At 67.4% G+C, this 17,162-nt stretch carries 16 protein-coding genes; 10 read left to right on the top strand and 6 right to left on the bottom strand.

The features are described from left to right. The 4 genes from AC6RA4_RS12950 to AC6RA4_RS12935 all read left to right on the top strand — a co-directional run. The coding region (locus tag AC6RA4_RS12950; protein WP_500160917.1) for a DEAD/DEAH box helicase at positions 1 to 1,028 on the top strand (1,028 nt) is incomplete at its 5' end. 291 nt (positions 1,029 to 1,319) lie between these two features. Continuing rightward, entirely contained in the window at positions 1,320 to 1,973 is a 654-nt protein-coding gene (locus AC6RA4_RS12945) for an adenosylcobinamide amidohydrolase (protein WP_500160915.1), read from the top strand. Between the two features lie 118 nt (positions 1,974 to 2,091). Next, positions 2,092 to 2,796, top strand: a complete 705-nt coding sequence (locus AC6RA4_RS12940; RefSeq protein WP_500160913.1) for a DUF1194 domain-containing protein — start codon at positions 2,092 to 2,094, stop codon at positions 2,794 to 2,796. Between the two features lie 44 nt (positions 2,797 to 2,840). Beyond that, positions 2,841 to 3,524 carry a hypothetical protein gene (locus tag AC6RA4_RS12935; RefSeq protein WP_500160911.1) on the top strand — a complete coding sequence of 228 codons (684 nt, stop codon included), beginning with the start codon at positions 2,841 to 2,843 and terminating at the stop codon, positions 3,522 to 3,524. A gap of 8 nt (positions 3,525 to 3,532) precedes the next feature. Here the strand turns inward: AC6RA4_RS12935 and AC6RA4_RS12930 are convergent, their stop codons facing one another. From AC6RA4_RS12930 to AC6RA4_RS12920, 3 genes are all read right to left on the bottom strand, one after another. After that, entirely contained in the window at positions 3,533 to 3,955 is a 423-nt protein-coding gene (locus AC6RA4_RS12930; RefSeq protein WP_500160909.1) for a L,D-transpeptidase, read from the bottom strand. Between the two features lie 14 nt (positions 3,956 to 3,969). Continuing rightward, complete coding sequence (locus tag AC6RA4_RS12925; RefSeq protein WP_500160907.1) at positions 3,970 to 4,377, bottom strand: c-type cytochrome; 408 nt, start codon at positions 4,375 to 4,377, stop codon at positions 3,970 to 3,972. Positions 4,378 to 4,460: 83 nt separating this feature from the next. Then, positions 4,461 to 5,957 (bottom strand): bromoperoxidase, encoded by a 1,497-nt coding sequence (locus tag AC6RA4_RS12920; protein ID WP_500160905.1) that lies wholly within the window; start codon positions 5,955 to 5,957, stop codon positions 4,461 to 4,463. A gap of 275 nt (positions 5,958 to 6,232) precedes the next feature. Between AC6RA4_RS12920 and AC6RA4_RS12915 the strand changes: the two genes are divergently transcribed. Continuing rightward, complete coding sequence (locus tag AC6RA4_RS12915; RefSeq protein ID WP_500160903.1) at positions 6,233 to 8,293, top strand: S8/S53 family peptidase; 2,061 nt, start codon at positions 6,233 to 6,235, stop codon at positions 8,291 to 8,293. Positions 8,294 to 8,383: 90 nt separating this feature from the next. Here AC6RA4_RS12915 and AC6RA4_RS12910 read toward each other — a convergent pair whose 3' ends face one another. Further along, positions 8,384 to 9,253, bottom strand: coding sequence for a phosphatase PAP2 family protein (locus AC6RA4_RS12910; RefSeq protein WP_500160901.1), 870 nt, complete (start codon positions 9,251 to 9,253; stop codon positions 8,384 to 8,386). 424 nt (positions 9,254 to 9,677) lie between these two features. On the opposite strand from AC6RA4_RS12910, the gene AC6RA4_RS12905 reads away from it, so the two are divergent. Then, entirely contained in the window at positions 9,678 to 11,279 is a 1,602-nt protein-coding gene (locus AC6RA4_RS12905) for an AfsR/SARP family transcriptional regulator (protein ID WP_500160899.1), read from the top strand. A gap of 9 nt (positions 11,280 to 11,288) precedes the next feature. Here the strand turns inward: AC6RA4_RS12905 and AC6RA4_RS12900 are convergent, their stop codons facing one another. After that, on the bottom strand, positions 11,289 to 11,777 hold the full coding sequence (locus tag AC6RA4_RS12900) for a MarR family winged helix-turn-helix transcriptional regulator (RefSeq protein ID WP_500160897.1): 489 nt from the start codon (positions 11,775 to 11,777) through the stop codon (positions 11,289 to 11,291). Between the two features lie 279 nt (positions 11,778 to 12,056). Here AC6RA4_RS12900 and ectA point away from each other — a divergent pair, with 279 nt between their 5' ends. Genes ectA through AC6RA4_RS12880 form a run of 4 tightly spaced genes read left to right on the top strand, consistent with a single transcriptional unit; the run spans position 12,057 to position 15,752 of the window. Then, entirely contained in the window at positions 12,057 to 12,593 is a 537-nt protein-coding gene (gene ectA / locus AC6RA4_RS12895; protein WP_500160895.1) for a diaminobutyrate acetyltransferase, read from the top strand. Between the two features lie 52 nt (positions 12,594 to 12,645). After that, positions 12,646 to 13,920 carry a diaminobutyrate--2-oxoglutarate transaminase gene (gene ectB, locus AC6RA4_RS12890; protein WP_500160893.1) on the top strand — a complete coding sequence of 425 codons (1,275 nt, stop codon included), beginning with the start codon at positions 12,646 to 12,648 and terminating at the stop codon, positions 13,918 to 13,920. Positions 13,921 to 13,925: 5 nt separating this feature from the next. Further along, a complete protein-coding gene (locus AC6RA4_RS12885; protein WP_222604154.1) occupies positions 13,926 to 14,318 on the top strand; it encodes an ectoine synthase in 393 nt (130 codons plus the stop codon). Between the two features lie 3 nt (positions 14,319 to 14,321). Continuing rightward, positions 14,322 to 15,752 carry an aspartate kinase gene (locus AC6RA4_RS12880; RefSeq protein ID WP_500160891.1) on the top strand — a complete coding sequence of 477 codons (1,431 nt, stop codon included), beginning with the start codon at positions 14,322 to 14,324 and terminating at the stop codon, positions 15,750 to 15,752. 255 nt (positions 15,753 to 16,007) lie between these two features. On the opposite strand, the gene AC6RA4_RS12875 is transcribed toward AC6RA4_RS12880, so the two are convergent. Further along, on the bottom strand, positions 16,008 to 17,162 hold a 1,155-nt coding region (locus AC6RA4_RS12875; protein WP_500160889.1), incomplete at its 5' end, for an FAD-dependent oxidoreductase.

Genomic DNA, 17,162 nt, shown 5'->3' with positions numbered 1-17,162 from the left:
TGGTGGACGAGGCCGACCGGATGCTCGACATGGGCTTCATCCCGGATATCGAGCGGATCTTCTCGCTCACGCCCTTCACCCGCCAGACGCTGTTCTTCTCGGCCACAATGGCCCCCGAGATCGAGCGCATCACCAACACCTTCCTGTCGAACCCCGAGCGCATCGAGGTGGCCCGTCAGGCCACCGCGTCCGAGACCATCGAGCAGGGCGCGGTGTTCTTCAAGGCGTCGCGCCGCGACCGCGAGGGCAGCGAGAAGCGCAAGGTTCTGCGCACGCTGATCGACCGCGAGGGCGAGAAGTGCACCAACGCCATCGTCTTCTGCAACCGCAAGGTCGATGTCGACATCGTCGCCAAGTCGCTGAAGAAATACGGCTATAACGCCGAGCCGATCCACGGTGACCTCGACCAGTCGCAGCGCATGCGCACCCTCGACGGCTTCCGCGACGGCTCAATCCGGCTGCTGATCGCCTCCGACGTGGCGGCCCGCGGCCTCGACGTGCCGAGCGTCAGCCACGTGTTCAACTTCGACGTGCCCGGCCATGCCGAGGATTACGTGCACCGCATCGGCCGCACCGGCCGCGCCGGGCGCGAGGGCAAGGCCTTCACCATCGTGGTGCCGCGCGACGAGAAGAACTTCGAGGATGTGGAAAAGCTCATCCAGAAGGAAATCCCGCGCGTCGAACTGCCGGGCGTGAAGGCGCCCGAGGCGACGGATGCCGCGGCCGACGAAGAGAAGACCGAAGCCAAGCCCAAGCGCACCCGCTCGCGCTCGCGCAAGTCCGACAAGAGCGCGGCACCCGCCGAGACCGCAGTCGCAGAGGCCCCTGCCGCCGAGGCAGCGGTCGAAACGACCGCGTCCGAGAAGGCCGCCTCCGACAAGGGCGACACCAACAAGCCCCGCTCGGACCGTGGCCGCTCGGATCGCGGCCGTGGCCGTGGCTCCAAGTCCGACAACAACGTGGTGGGCATGGGCGATCACATGCCCGAATTCATCGCCCTGAGCTTCGACGAGCGCCGCGCCAGCTGAGCTCGACCGGCTCACAAGAGACACGGAAAAGCGGACCCTAGGGTCCGCTTTATTGCTTTTGTTACACTGACCAAACCGAGCGACCTGCCGCGCCATCGCCTGCCTGCGGGGGGGCGATCCAAGCTGCGAGCCTCTCGATTTATCCCGGCCAAGTCCGAAGGACCTCTCAACTCCGTGCTGACCTCACCAAATCGCCAGCCCGGGGGGCGGGCCGGCGATGGCGCGGCGGCCTTCGGCCTTGATTCCGCGCTTGCGTGATGATCGAAGAACGGAAAACCACTCGGCCCGCCCATGCTCACCCTCTCCCCGCCCTGGCTCGCCTTCGATCTCGGCGCGCCGCACCAGGTCCTCAGCTTCGCGCCTCATAACGGCGGGCTGACCGAGGCAAGCCGCATCCTCTGGCGTGAGGTGCGCAATGCCGACCTGTCGGAGGATCTCGACGCCATCGCCTGGCTCGAGGCCCAGCTCGAGGACCGCAACGCCTCCGACGCCGTCTGCTTCCTGACCTCGCGCAAGCTCGAGGCCCACCGCACCGCCGAGGCCACCGAAGGCGGCATCACCGCCACCGCCGTGGTCACCGCCGGCCTGTCGAATGCCGAGCGCATCGGCACCCGCCTGTCCCAGACCTGGCTGCAACCGGCGAAGGACTGGGGCACCATCAACATCGCGCTGCGCCTGTCCTGCCCGCTCGGCCAGACCGCCCTGATCGAGGCGCTGAGCCTCGTGGCCGAGGCCCGCACCGCCGCCGTGCTCGACGCCCACACGCTCCTGCCCACCGGCCCCGCCACCGGGACAGGCACCGACTGCATCGCCGTGGCCGCGCCCGCAGGCTCCGCCGCCTTCGCCGGCAAGCACACCGCCGCCGGCCACGCGCTTGGCCGCGCCGTCTATGAGGCGACCCTCGCCGCGGTGCAGGACTGGCAGCGCGACGCCGAAGGCTGGTGAGCGACGCGGCACACCGCGCGAAAGCCGCTCACATCTGCGTCAGTCCCCCCAAGCAACGCTTCGCGAAACCGCCCGCCCAAGGCTAGCCTTGCCCCATTGCCACGATGGAGCCACCCGCATGCGCAGCCTCGCCCTCGCCCTCTCGCTTCTCGCCGCCCCGGCGCTCGCGCAGGACACCGATCTCGAGCTGGTGCTGCTGGCCGACAGCTCGGGCTCGATCTCGCCCGACGAGCTGATGTTCCAGCGCGAGGGCTATGCGCAGGCGATGACCGACCCGGAGGTGCTCTCCGCCATCGCCAACACCGCCTATGGCGAGATCGCGGTGACCTACATGGAGTGGGCGTCGCATCAGGGACAGGTGGTGAGATGGATGCGCATCCGCGACGCCGAGGATGCACAAGAGTTCGCCGACCAGCTCCTGACCACCCCGCGCATGGCCTTCGGGCGCAACGCCATCGGTTCGGCGTTGCTCGAGGCGGCGCGGCAGATCGAGGCCAATGACATCGACGGATGGCGCAAGGTGATCGACTTCTCCGGCGACAGCGCCGGAAACTGGTCCGGCCCTCCGATCGAGGAGTCGCGCGACGCGGTGCTCGCCAAGGGCATCACTATCAACGCGCTGCCGATCCTGCGCCCCGACGATCCCGGCCGCGCGCAGGGCGGGCTGGAAGCGATCTACGAAAAACGCATTATCGGCGGGCTCGGTGCCTTCGTGGTCACTGCCGAGGACCGCGCCAGCTTTGCCGAGGCGGTGAAGCGCAAGCTGATCCTCGAGATCTCGTCCTCGGGCATGGTCGGGAAGCGGCACGCCGCCGCAGAATGACACGGGCGCTTGCGCCCGGCCCGACACTCTGACCCTATCGCCCCATGCGTATTCTGGTTTTTTCCCTTTGCCTGTTCCTCGCCGCCTGCGGTCGCCCCCTGACCGAGAACGAGGTCTCGTTCCTCACCGCGATGCAGGGGCCCGCATTCGACGGCGACCGCATCCGCTTTCACAACGGGCTCTGGGCCGGCAAGATCACCTACCAGCGCCCGATCCGCCCGCGCCTGACCTGCATGGAGCGCATGTGGCCGCCCTCGCGCGGCGAGACCGTCACCGTGTCGCCCGGCGCGATGACGCTGTTCCGCCACGTGTTCTACCGCAAGGATCTGTATCGCCGCGATTTCGTGCCCGACTTCCCCGAGCGCATCGACCTCGCCGACGCGATGCTGCTTGCGCATGAGGCCACCCATGTCTGGCAATGGGAGAACCGCGCCCGCACCGGCTACTCGCCGCTCAAGGCCGCGAACGAGCACAGCGTGTCCGAGGATCCCTATCTCTTCGACCCCGACAACACCGCGCAGTTCCTCGATTACGGCTACGAGCAGCAGGGCGCCATCGTCGAGGAATATGTCTGCTGCCACGTGCTCGACCCCGAGGCGCCGCGCACCGCGCGCCTGCGCGAGATGATCTCGAAGGAAATGCCGGTCGAGGGGCTCGAGGCGGTGCTTGACAACCCCGAGGTTCTGGTGCCGTGGCGCGGCATCCAGCCGGTGGGCATCTGCCGTTGAGGCGCCGCTCAGGGCGTGATGACGATGCGCGTCTCGTTGAGGCCGGTCTGGCGCACCGCATCGAACAGCAGCTTCGCGTTGCCTGGCTCGAGCCGCACACAGCCCGCCGAGGCCGGCGTGCCCAGCCGCTCGACCGCGGTGGTGCCGTGGATCGCGTAATTGCCGCTGAAGAAGATCGACCACGGCATCGGCGCGTTGTCGTAGAGGGTCGAGTAATGCATCCGCTCGAGCCGGTAGGGCGTGAAGGTGCCAACCGGGGTGCACTTGCCCGCCCGCGCGGTCGAGACCGGCCAGACATGGGTGGCGACGCCCTGCTCGACCACGGTCATTTGCTGCTCGGAGAGGTCGATCTCGATCCTCAGATCCTGCGCCGCTGCGGGCCCGGCGAGGACACCGAGCGCCAGCACAAGCAGCCCGGCCAAAGCGCGCATGTGGTGCCTCCCCGTCAGTCGGGCTTCTGGATCTCGCGCAGATAGGTCACGAGATCGACCACCGGGCGCGAGGTCAGCACCGGCTGGCCCGCGGGCGTCTTGATCGGGACATCGAACACGCCTTCGAAATAATCGCCATAGACCGGCATCGGAGAGCCGTGGCTGACCAGCGGATCGCGCCCGTCGATGCGCTTGACGATGCGCTCGAGCGGGAAGCTGCCGCCATTGGCCGCCGAGAGCTCGGTCAGGTTCACCGGCTTGATCAGCAAAACCCCTGCCATCGGCCCGTCGCCGCGCCCTTCGAGCCCGTGACAGGTGGCGCAATGGGTGTGATAGAGCGAGCGACCGATATCGGCGTCCTGCGCGAACGCGGCGCCGCTCATCGCCGCCAGGGCAAGAGTGGTGATGATGACTCTGCGCATGAGATCCTCCCCGTGCTGTGCGAGCCAGTCTCTCACCGGAGGGCGACCCGCGCCTTGATTCCGGTCAAGGCGCGCGCGCGGTTTCACACCACCGCGAGGTGGCTGCCGCCGCGACCGGCCTCCATCGGCCAGGGGGCGAGGCGGCCGTCGACGCGGAAGGTGGCATGGCCGCTCGCGCCGCGCGAATGCACCGCGATGTCGACCAGCCGGCCGTCGAAATCGGTGAAGCCCAGCGACAGGCTCTGGCCCTGTGCCTCGAAGCGGCTGCGCAGCACCTGGCAGGCGATGGCCTCGCCAAGCCGGAGGTCCTGAAAGTTCTCGGCCTGAAAGTAGTTGCCACTCACCGAACGCGCCAGCGCGACGTCGGCGGCCAGCCGGTCGGCCTCGGCCCCGATGTCGATGCCGGTGCCCTGGCTGCCGACCATGCGGAGGCGGGCGTGACGGCGGCTGTCGAACACCGCCTTGAGCAGCGTCGAGAGCGCGCCCGCGACCACCACCTTGGCGACATGGTCGGCACGGTGCGACGGCACGTCCTGACGCAGCGACGGCAGGTGCAGGTCGGCCCGCACGCGCCCGGCGCGGCCCTGCGCCCGGTTCATCCGGTCGACCCAGTGCAGAAGCTGCGGCGCCTTGCTGGAGAGTTCCTCGGCGCAGGCGGCCAGATCGCCCTCGCCACCGGTGGGCTGATCGTCGCGCGCCAGAAGCGCGGTGAGCCGGGCTGCGGTCACGGCGGGACGGCTCAGCCGGTCGGCCCGGCCCTGCATCCGCATCGCCGCCGAATACGCGCGCTCGGCGCAGTCCGCCATCAGCGACAGAAGGGTCTTGGCCGAGACCGGCCCCGGCATCGCGATGCCCTCGAGCCCGGGATCGAGCGGCGCGTGGCGCGCCAGAAGCCGCAGCGCGGCGTTGAAGTAGATCCGGCAGGGATGGCTGCCGTGCAGCCGCTCGGCCAGCGCCCGCGGCGTGATCAGCTGCCCGGCCTCGCCCGGGCCCTGCCCCGGCAGCGCCAGCGCGGCGCCCGAGCAGCGCTCGATCCATTCGAGCCAGCGCGACATCGGCGCGTCGGCCTCGGGCGCGGCGCAGGGCTCGGTCTCGGACGGGCTGCGGTGATCGGTGGCATGCAGGGTCGAAAGCCGGATCTGCGGGCCGCGATGCGCCACCACGCCGCGGAACAGGCTGCGCAGGGTCAGCTGACCATCGCCGTTCAGCCGCAGGCCGCGGCGCTGGTCAGCATCCCCGCAGACGGTCCGGGAGCAAAGAACCGTCTCCACAGGCCCGGGAACGGGGAGGGCCTGATCGTTGAACCAGCTCAGCGAGCGCAGCTCGCACAGCAGTTCGTGAAGGGTGAAATGGGTGCTCGCATCGATCCAGATCTCGCAATGCGGATCCTGCATCAGCTCGAAGGGCAGATCGCGGATCAGCGCCATTGCGTAAAGCTCCGCAAGTTCGGCGGAAAGCTCGGCCGGCCCCATGCGCGGGGCAGCGGGCAGCTGGACATGGAACCCGGCGGGGGTGTCCGGGCGGAGGCCGCCATCAATGACGCGCAGCCCGGTCTGATATGTCTCGTGACGGAGGCTCATGGCGATATTCCCTGTCGCTGGCAGCCTCTCAGCGGGCCGCCTTGGATAACCTGACGTAGGGACAGTGTGCCCGCCGCTCGTGAATGCAGCGTGATTGCTCCGCGATTTCGGCGTGATCGGACCGCGAATTCGCTAATATTGCCAAAGCCTGTGACAGAAACGGCGCGTGAATATTGCGCAATTCCCGGCGCGGCGGCAGCGCGCTCGCTTGACCCGATAGCGGTGCTCGGCTTTGCTACCGCCATAGTTTCAAAGCGTTTCGCGAGGATCCGTTCATGACACTCACATGGCACGACGCCGAATCTGCCGCGTTTCACGACGCTTACGTGGATTTCTCCTGGATGCTGCGGCAGCGGCGCCAGCCGCCGGTGGGCGCCAACGTCTTTGAGCCGATCTTCGTGCGGCTGACAGACAGCTCGGACGCCAAGGCCGCGCGCAAGCAACGGCAGCGGCTGAAGACGCTTGTCGAGGATGCCTCCGCGCCGCTGCTGATGGAGCCCTTCGAGCTCTCGGTTCTGGCGCGGCGCTGCAAAGGCAGCGATCCCGATGCGGGCCTGCCCGACGAATACGCGCTCTACCGCGCCTTTGGCACGCCCGACAGCGATCATGCCGACCTCTTCGAGGTGCTCGACACCGGCACGCCGGTGGCGCTCGATCCCGAGGGCATGGCGGATACCGATGCCGGACTGCCGAAGCCAGCCGCCAAGCCCAAGGGCAAGGTGCAGCCGATCGTGGCGATCATCGACGACGGCATCGGGTTTCTGAATGCGCGCTTCTGCAAGGGCCAGAAGAAAAGCGGCAAGCTGACGCTGCGCACCCGGTTCGAGGCGGTCTGGCTGCAGGCGCTCGAACGCTCGGGCCCCGGCCCCAAGAGCGCCTGCCTCGGAGAAGTGCTGAGCCGGGCCGAGATCGACGCCATCCTCGCCCGCCCCGGCATGAACGAGACCGGCGAATACGCCGCGATCAACGCCCGGCTCGCGCGCTATGACGCGCGCCGCTCCAGCGATCACGGCACCAGCCACGGCAGCCACGTGCTCGACCTTGCCGGCGGGGCCGATCCGCTCGACAGCAAGGACCCGGCCCGCGACTGGCCGCTGCTGGCGGTGCAACTGCCGCCGCAGGCCATCGCCGACACCTCGGGCACCAAGTTCGAGAGCTATCTCGTGCAGGCGATGCGCTGGATCCTGCGCCGTGCCGAAGCGCTCGACCCGCGCGCGCCGGTGATCGTGAACCTCTCGCTCGGGATGCTGGCGGGCCCCAAGGACGGCACCCGTTTCGCCGAATACCAGGTGGCACGCGAGGCCGCGCTCTGGGAGCAGGTCAAGGGCCAGCCGGTGCGCGTGGTCTGGTCCTTCGGCAACGACTACCGCAAGCGGCTGGTCGCCGGCATGTCCTATGAAGAGACCCCGGCCCGCTCGACCACCGAGCGCAGCATCGACTGGGTGATCCAGCCCGGCGACCAGACCGAGAGCTTCCTCGAAATCCGCGCCCTGCCCGGCCAGCCGCTCGAAGCGCTCGAGATCGGGCTGACCACGCCGGCCGGGCTATCCTCGGGGATCGGCGGCGTGAAGCCCGGCGAGACCCGCAGCCTGACCCTCGGCGACGAGGCGGTGGCGCGGATCTACCACGTGCCCGAGCGCCGACTCGACGCCGGCACCGTGCAGCGCGGCTTCTACCTGATCGCCATTGCGCCCAGCGCCTCCTGCCACAACGAGGCACTGGCGCCGTCCGGCACGTGGCAGCTCAATTGCCGATATCGCGGCGCCGAGGCGCTTGAGCTCGAGCTGCAGATCCAGCGCGACGACAGCCTCAGCGGCTACCGCGCGCAGGCGCGTCAGAGCTATTTCCAGAGCCGCGACGGCTATGGCTGGAACGCCACCTATCTCGATTACACCGCGCTCGAGCGCGATTGCGCCATCCGCCACGCCGGCAGCCACAACGCGCTGGCCTCCTCATTGGCGCGACAGGTGTTCCTTGTCGGTGCCGCGCGGCGCGATATCGAGAAGGCCGGCCTGCCGCCGTCGGATTATTGCGGCGAAGGCGCCGCATGGTCGGTGCCCGGCCCCACCGTCTCGACCGTGGCCGACCGCAGCCGGGTGCGCTCGGGCGTGCAGGGCTCCGGCACGCTGAGCGGCAGCACCCGGTTCCTCAACGGCACCAGCGCCGCCGCCGGCAAGCTCAGCCGCGCGCTGGCGCTGTCGTCGGCAAAGATCAAGGCAGCGGCCAGCGGCCCGCATCTCGACGATTTCGCCGCCGCCAGCGTCACCCTGACGCCGGTGCCCGCAGAGGATGCCGCGCGGCTCGGCAGCCACGTGGTCGAGCCCGCCGCGCCCTGAGCGCCGCAGAGACGACACGGCCGGGACCACAGGCCCCGGCCACTCGCTAAAACAGGGCCGCATCCGCAACCCCCACTCGTCAAACCGAAGTCAGCCCTCCTTCAGGGCATCCTGCCACATCTCGCGCAGCCAGGACGGCACTACGGTGGGGTCGATCTTGATCGTGCTTTCGCTGATCACACCGTCTTGCGCCGCGATCTCGGACGACATCAGCGCGAGGTTGAAATCGCCCGTATACTTCGTCGCATCGAAGGTCCGCGCCGTGGTCTCTGTCGTGCCGTCGAGCAGGTTGACCAGCGCCTCGGCCATGCTCACGCCGAGCACCGCCCCCGCCATGCTGTCAGTGGGGTAATGCACCCCCGCCACCGTGCGATTAATCGCGATGCGCTCGGCATGGCGGTAGAGCGGTGTCTGCTCCGCCAGCTTCGCGGTCGGCGCGAAGGCCGCGGGGTCGTCGTAGAACAGGCGACCGAGCAGCGTGGCTCCGGCAAAGCTTTCGGTGGCGTGACCGCTCGGCCAGGCGCCGTGTCCCGGGGTCTGGATGATCGGCTGCACCTCGTAGGCCAGGGTGATCGGGCGCGGCAGGTCGAAGGCCAGCTTCACCGGCATCTCGATATGCGTGCAGAGACGGAACACCGCCTGCGTCAGCGCGAGGCTCCACTTGGTGGCGCCCGAGGACATGTAGCTCACCCCCGCGAAGAACGACTGGATGTTGCCGGTCTGCACGCGGATCTCGCTCAGCCGGTCGTAGCGCAAATCGGCGGCGGCGCGCAGGTAGCCTAGCTGATGGTCGCGGATCGTCTTCATCTCGGGGCGATGCAGCGTGACCAGCGGCTTGCCCTGAAAGCTCACCGTGCCGGTCTTGTTGGTGATGTCGCTATGCTGGAAGGTGACGCCGAACAGGCTCTGGATCGCCTGATCCATCACCGCGCGGCGCGGCGTGGTGCCCAGGCGCTTCACCGCATCCCACGCAGACCGCCCCTCGACCCGGGACGCGCGGCTCGGCTGGCCGTCCCAATACCCGACCGTGCCGTCACGCGCGCGTCCCAGGGCCGCACTCAGGGCCGACGAGCCACCACCCCCTTCATGGCCCTCGTGCCCTTCGTGTCCCTCATGGCCTTCGTGGCCCTCGTGACCTTCATGTCCCTCGTGGCCTTCATGGCCCTCATGACCGTAAACCGGCATTCCCAGCGTCCCCCCGAGAAATGAAATACAGAAATCGACAACAAAACGATTTCAGCAAAGGTGACAGAAAAACCGGTCGACCGTCAAAGCCTTGTGCCTGTGGCGCGAGCGATTCACGCACAATTCACGCCCGTTGCCGGATTAGTGAGGTGGTGCTAGGCTGACGCACAATCATTGTTTCCGGCGGCTCGAAGGCCAGATGCGCGACACTGCAAGCCAGATACGGATTTCGGTGCTCGGCCCGCTGCGCGTGGAGGCCGGGGACGGTGCCTGTCTGACCCCGAAAGGTGCAAAGAATCAGGCCCTTCTGGCGCTGCTTGCGCTCTCGCCCGAGATGTCGCGCCCGCGCCGCTGGCTTGAGGATAAGCTCTGGAGCCAGTTCGGCGCGGAACAGGCCAGCGCCAACCTGCGGCAGGCGCTGAGCAAGCTGCGCAGCGCGCTCGGAGATCATTCCGACATCCTGCGCGCCGACCGCGCCACCGTCTCGCTCGATCCGCATTGCATCGCTGTCGACCTGCTCGATGAGGGTCTGCCCTTTGATCAGAGGACCGAACTGCTCGAGGGGCTGGATGCCCGCGATCCGGAATTCGAGGAATGGCTGCGCATGGAGCGCGCCGACCTGCAGGCGCGCCTTTCACAGGCCGAGCCCAAGCAGGCAAAGGGCGTTCTGATCCATTGCCGCTCGGCGGCGCCGGCCGAGGATGGCGCCAACATCATGGCCGACATCCTCGCCAACCAGATCGGCGAGAACATCGCCGAGCAGATCCGCGCCTGGCGGCAGGCCAACGATCCCGACCATCCCGCCGAGCTGCCGGTGAGCGACATCTCCCTCACCTGCGACATCCTCAAGACGACCGACGGCCACACCCTCTTCGTCAAGGGGCTGCACGTGCCGAGCGGGCGCATCCTCTATTCCAAGATGCAGGCGGTGACCCATCTCGAGGCGATCCTGCGCAGCGACGAGATCGTCGCCAAGCTGGTCTTCGAGGCGGCGGACTGCATCATCGGCAAGCTGCCGCAGGTGCTCGACACCAACCGCCCCGAGAGCCGCGCGACGGCGCTGTCGCGCCTCAGCATGTACCGCATGTTCAGCTTCGAGCGCGACGCGCTGCGCGAGGCCTACTCGCTGCTCAAGCAGGCGCATGAGCTTGACGGCAACGGCATCTACCTCGCCTGGAGCAGCATGGTGCGGATGATCCAGCTGCTGGAGCTGCTGGAAGACGACCGCGAGGCGCTGCGCGAGGAGGCCATCGCGCTGAATTACCGCGCCATGGAGGACTCGCAGGACAACGCGCTGGTGCATGCGCTGATCTCGAAGGTCCGCGGCACCGCCCAGCGCGACGCGGCGGGCGCTTTCGAGCTGGCCGACACGGCGGTGAACCGAAACCCGGCCTCGGCCTTTGCATGGAAATCGCTGGCCGAGGCGAACATGCTGAAGGGCGACGTGGCCTCGGCCTTCGATGCCTCTGCCCGCGCCCGCGCCATCGCGCGCAGCTCGCCCTTCAAGCAATGGTGGGACATGGGGCACTGCATCATCGCCATCGCCTGCAACCGCCCCCACGAGGCCATCGAGGCCGGCGAGGCGGCGGCCCGCGCCGCGCCGCTGTCACGTCCGGCGCACCGGCATCTTCTGGCACTCTACGCGCTCGACGGTCAGCTCGACAAGGCGCAGGAGACGGCGGTGAAGCTGGCCAAGATCGAGCCCGGCTTCACCATCGACCAGATCATCAACGACGAGAACTATCCGGTGCGCACGCTGCGCACCAAGGGGCTGCTCGAGCCGATCCGCGCCCTGCTCTGACGCCGCCGCTCAGTTGGCGCGCTTGTCGTGATCGAGCGCGCCGACTGTCAGAACCGGCGAGGCATCGATGTCGCGGGCGTCGAGCATGGCGGCCACCCGTTCCAGCGAGGACAGCAGCTGCGCCTGTTCCCAGTCCTCGAGCCGCTCGAACTCGCGTACGAAGCGCTGCTGCAGGGCGTCGGGCGCACGGTCGAGCGTCGCCTCGCCCTTTTCGCTCAGAGCGACGTTGATCTGTCGGCGGTCGGTGCTGGATTGCGCGCGACGGACCATGCCGTCCTTCACCAGCTTGTCGACCAGCCCGGTGATCGTGGCCTGGCTCACGCCCATCTGGGTCGCCAGCGCCTTGGGCGTGGTCGTCCCGCCCTTCATCTGCACGATCTGCATCACCCGCAGCTTTGCCGGCGTGACCCCGGCGGCACTCGCCAGGTCCCGTTCGTAAAGCTCGGTGGCTCTCAGAATCCGCCGCAGGGCAATCAAGCTGTCATCCGTTCGATCCATCGGACCCATGCCTCGCTGATCTTGGGGCAGAATTGAGGAATGGCCCTTTGTTGCATGAAACGGGAGGATACTTCAATCGGCTAAGCATCTCCCTCGAAATCTTCAGGCTCCTAAGGATAATGCTTCGCGATCAGCTTTCAATAGCCCTGCGCAAACGACTGAAAAACAGTTGATTTACATAATACAGGCAACTTTCCCCGAAAAAATACTTAGGCGGTTGAAACTTTACCGGGCCTCGCTTAGTTTACCTTTCAAAGCAACCGAGAGGGACCTGACCCGATGCCGAAAGACAGCTTCACGTCCAAGCAGGACAACCTCCTGCTCCGCAAGCCCGAGGCCACCGATGGCGCCGCCATCTGGGAGCTGGTGCGCGCGTGCAAGCCGCTCGACGAGAACTCGATGTACTGCAACCTCGTTCAGGCGGAGCACTTCCGTGACACCTGCGTTGTGGCCGAGCTCGACGGCGATGTCGTCGGCTGGATCTCGGGTCACATGATCCCCAACAAGGACGCCTACTTCGTGTGGCAGGTCGCCGTGAGCCCCAAGGCGCGCGGTTTGGGCCTTGGTCGCAAGATGCTGACCCACCTCGTCGAACGCGAGGAATGCAGCGACGCGGCTGAGCTGAAGACCACCATCACCAAGGACAACGACGCGTCCTGGGGCCTCTTCCGCAGCTTCGCCCGCTCCATCGGCGGCGAGCTCAGCGACGAGCCCCACTACAAGAAAGACGTTCACTTCGACGGGCAGCACGACACCGAGCACATGGTGACGATCACCCTGCCGGAGATGGAAGAAGAGCTGGCCGCAGCCGCCTGATCCGTCGCCCCGTCGAACTTTCCTGATTTCTGAAGTCCCGAAAGGACATCTCATGACACGCGATATCTACACGCGCCGCGAAAGCGAAGCGCGCTCCTACTGCCGTAGCTTCCCGACCAGCTTCGTGAAGGCCAGCGGCTCGATCCTCACCGACGCCGAAGGCCGCGAGTATATCGACTTTCTCGCCGGCTGCTCGTCGCTGAACTACGGTCACAACGACCCCGACATGAAGGCTGCGCTGATCGAGCACATCTCGAACGACGGCGTGACCCACGGGCTCGACATGCATACCGACCAGAAGGAAGCCTTTCTGACCGCCTTTGAGGAGATCATCCTCGAGCCGCGCGGCATGGACCACAAGGTGATGATGGTCGGCCCCACCGGCACCAACGCCGTCGAGGCGGCGATGAAGCTGGCGCGCAAGACCACCGGCCGCCACAACATCGTGGCCTTCACCAACGGCTTCCACGGCATGACCATGGGCGCCCTCGCCGCGACCGGCAATTCCGGCAAGCGCGACGGTGGCTCAATGCCCCTGCAGGGCGTCACCCACATGCCCTATGACGGCGCCTTCGGCGACGGTGTGGACACGCTGAAACAGATCGAGTGGATGCTCGACAACCCGTCCTCGGGCCTCGACGCCCCCGCCGCCTTCCTGGTGGAGCCGGTCCAGGGTGAAGGCGGTCTCAACGCAGCCTCCAAGGAATGGATGCAGGGCATCGCCAAGCTCGCCAAGAAGCACGGCGCGCTGCTCATCGCCGACGACATCCAGGCCGGCATTGGCCGCACCGGCACGTTCTTCTCCTTTGAAGAGTTCGGCATCGAGCCGGATCTCATCCCGCTGGCGAAATCGCTCTCGGGCATGGGCCTGCCCTTCGCCGCCCTGCTGGTGAAGCCGGAGCTCGACGTGTGGAAGCCTGCCGAGCACAACGGCACCTTCCGCGGCAACACCCACGCCTTCGTCACCGCCCGCGTGGCGCTGGAGAAGTTCTGGAAGGACGACACCTTCCAGCATGAGATCCAGAAGAAGGCCCGCATCGTCGAGATCGGCCTGACCTCGATTGCCGACATGGTCGACGGCGCCCGCCTCAAGGGCCGCGGCCTGATGCGCGGCGTCGACGTGGGCAACGGTGATCTCGCCGGCGACATCTGTGCCGAAGCCTTCAAACGCGGCCTCATCATCGAGACCTCGGGCGCGCATGACGAGGTGGTCAAGGTGCTCGCACCGCTGACCACCACGGAAGAGCAGTTCGCGAAAGGGTTCGAAATCCTGCGCGACGCCACCCGTGCCGCCCTCACCGAAACAACCAAGATTGCAGCGGAGTAACCGACATGATCGTTCGTGACTTCAACGACCTGAAAAACACCGACAAGCACGTGGCCGACGCCAAGTGGACCTCCACCCGGATGCTGCTGGCGCAGGACGGCATGGGCTTTTCGTTCCACATCACCATTCTCGAAGCCGGCTCGGAGCACACGTTCCACTACAAGCACCACTTCGAGAGCGTCTACTGCATGAAGGGCAAGGGCTCGATCACCGATATCGCCACCGGCGAGACGCATGAGATCAAGCCCGGCGTCATGTATGCGCTGAACCTGCACGACAAGCACATCCTGCGCGCCGAGGAAGAGCTTCACATGGCCTGCTGCTTCAACCCGCCGGTCACCGGCAACGAAGTGCACCGTGAAGACGGCTCCTACGCGCCGGCCGAGGAGGTGGCGTAAGCCATGGCCCATCATACGGTTGAAAAGATTGGCGGGACGTCGATGTCCCGCCTCGACGAACTGCGCGACACGCTGCTGATCGGCGGTCGCGAAGGTGCCGAGCTTTATGGCCGTATCTTCGTGGTCTCCGCCTTCGGCGGCATCACCAACCTGCTGCTCGAGCACAAGAAGACCGGCGAACCCGGCGTCTACGGGCAGTTCGCCGAGAGTGACAACACCCATGGCTGGCACGACGCGCTGAACCGCGTCGCCAACGCGATGATCGAGGCGCATACGTCGATCCTCGAGCATCCGGCCGACATCCAGCAGGCCACTGATTTCGTGCGCACCCGCATCGACGGCGCGCGCAACTGCCTGATCGATCTCGCCCGCGTCTGCTCCTACGGCCACTTCCGCCTGTCCGAGCACATGCTGCAGACCCGCGAGCTGCTCTCCGGTCTCGGCGAGGCGCATTCGGCCTATGTCACGGTGCTGATGCTGCAGCGTGCCGGCGTCGATGCCCGGCTGGTGGATCTCAGCGGCTGGCGCGGCGATGGCGACGTCAGTCTCGAGGAACGCATCCTCGGCGCCCTCGACGGCGTCGACCCGATGACCGAGATGCCGATCGTCACCGGCTACGCCCAGTGCAAGGAAGGCCTGATGCGCGAGTTCGACCGCGGCTATTCCGAGGTCACCTTCTCGCATCTCGCCGCCCTCACCGGCGCGCGCGAGGCGATCATCCACAAGGAGTTCCACCTCTCTTCGGCGGATCCCAACCTCGTGGGCCAAGACGCCGTGCGCAAGCTCGGCCGGACCAATTACGACGTGGCCGATCAGCTGTCGAACATGGGCATGGAGGCGATCCACCCGAAAGCCGCCAAGACCCTGCGTCAGGCCGACGTGCCGCTGCGCGTGACCAACGCCTTCGAGCCCAAGGACCCTGGCACGCTGATCGACGACCAGCCGGCGGAAAGCTCGGCGGTAGAGATCGTCACCGGGCTCGATATCATCGCGCTGGAGCTCTTCGAGCAGGACATGGTCGGCGTGAAGGGCTACGACGCGGCAATCCTCGACGTGCTGACACGGCACGACGTGCGGATCGTCTCGAAAGTGTCGAACGCCAACACCATCACGCACTACGTGGATGCCTCGCTGAAATCGATGCGTCGCGTGGAGAAGGATCTTGAGAAGCTCTACCCCTCGGCGCGGATCTCGTCGCGCACCCTGTCGATGGCCTCGGTCATCGGCCGCGATCTCAGCGGGCTGTCCTGCCTGCAACGCGGCCTTGTGGCAATCGCCGAGGAAGGGCTCGAGGCCATTGGCGCAAGCCAGGGCCCGCGCAATGTGGACGTTCAGTTCATCATGGAGCGCGACATCCTGAAGCCGGTGATCAAGGCCCTGCACAAGACCTTCATCGAGGCGCAGGACAAGCCGGAAATCCGCAAAGCCGCCTGAGCGCGGCCAGGTCAGACCGATGACCGTCCCGCTCTGCGCGGGGCGGTCTTTTCATGCTTCAGCCCCGCGCCCTGCCCCGGCCTGCGTCCCGGCCCTACCGGACGGCCTGCCTCCGGCGGGAGTATTTTTGACGAAGAGAAGCCAGGGGCGCAGCGCCCATGTCTTCTCTGGTTCCAAAATACCTCGGGGGTGAATTGGCGCACAGCGCCAAGAGGGGGCTGGCCCCCTCCCTGCCCCACCGACGGCAGCAGAGCCTCAGCCGTCCTCCGGCACCATACGGATATACCCCGTCGGGCATTCCTGCGCGCAAAGCCCGCAGCCCTTGCAGTAATCGAGATCAAAGAGATAGTGCGAGCCGTCGCGGGCCAGCTCCTCGGTCTTGATCACCGCGTTGTCGGGGCAGAAGGTCCAGCAATTGTCGCAGGCCAGGCAGTTGCCGCAGGACAGGCAGCGCTGCGCCTCCGCGAGCGCCGCGGCGCGGCCGATGTCGCCCTCGATCTCGCTGTCGAAATCCCGCGCCGCCACCGGCAGCTTGGGGATGCGCGGCCCGGATGCACCGCCGTAGTAGCGCGGGTTCAGCCCGTCTGCTCCGAGCACCGGGCGGTCGTCCGCTGCAGGCGCCTCCCCGGCAAGCCGCAGCGCCAGCGCCTCGGCGGCGCGGCGGCCGTCGCCGATGGCGGCGGCAACGGTGCCGCTGCGCCCGGTCGCGTCGCCAATGGCATAGACCCCGGCCGCGAGCGTCCCCGCCCCGTCCGAGGGGCGCAGGAACCCGTCCCGCACCAGCCCTGAGAGCCCATGGGCATCGACCTCCTCGCCGATGCAGGGGATCACCATGTCGGCGGAAAGGATGCGCTCGGTGCCCTCGAAGGCGACGCGATGGCTGCGCCCGTCGCCACCGGCCAGCTTGCGCAGGCTCACCACCTCGACGCCGGTCACGCGGCTGCCCTTCATGATCAGCCGCCCGATGGTGGCGTGGTCGATGATCTCGACGCCCTCCTCGAGCGCCTCCTCAAGCTCGCGCGGCACCACGTTGATCACGTCGCCCGGCGCGGTACCCGGGCCGGGCAGCCCCGACGCGGTGACCAGCGTCACCTGCTCGGCACCGGCGCGTTTCATCAGCCGGCAGAGATCCATCGCGGTGTTGCCGCCGCCATGCACGATCACCCGCCGTGCCTCGGGGAAGCGGCCGTGATCCATGAACTCGCGCAGCAGCGCCAGCCCCTCGCGATGATCGCTCGGCACCGCGCCAGCGACATCCCAGGGCCGCCCCTCCTGGCAGCCCGGTGCCAGCAGCACCGCAGCGAACTGCGCGCGCAGCCCGTCGAGGGTGACGTCACGGCCCAGCCGCTTGCGCAGGTGCAGCACCAGCCCCGGCAGCGCCAGCAGCCGCGCCAGCTCGGCGTCGAGCGG

The organism is Salipiger sp., assembly GCF_059781815.1.
Note: the sequence above shows the minus strand (reverse complement) of the source record. Positions and strands in the feature narration are given on the sequence as shown.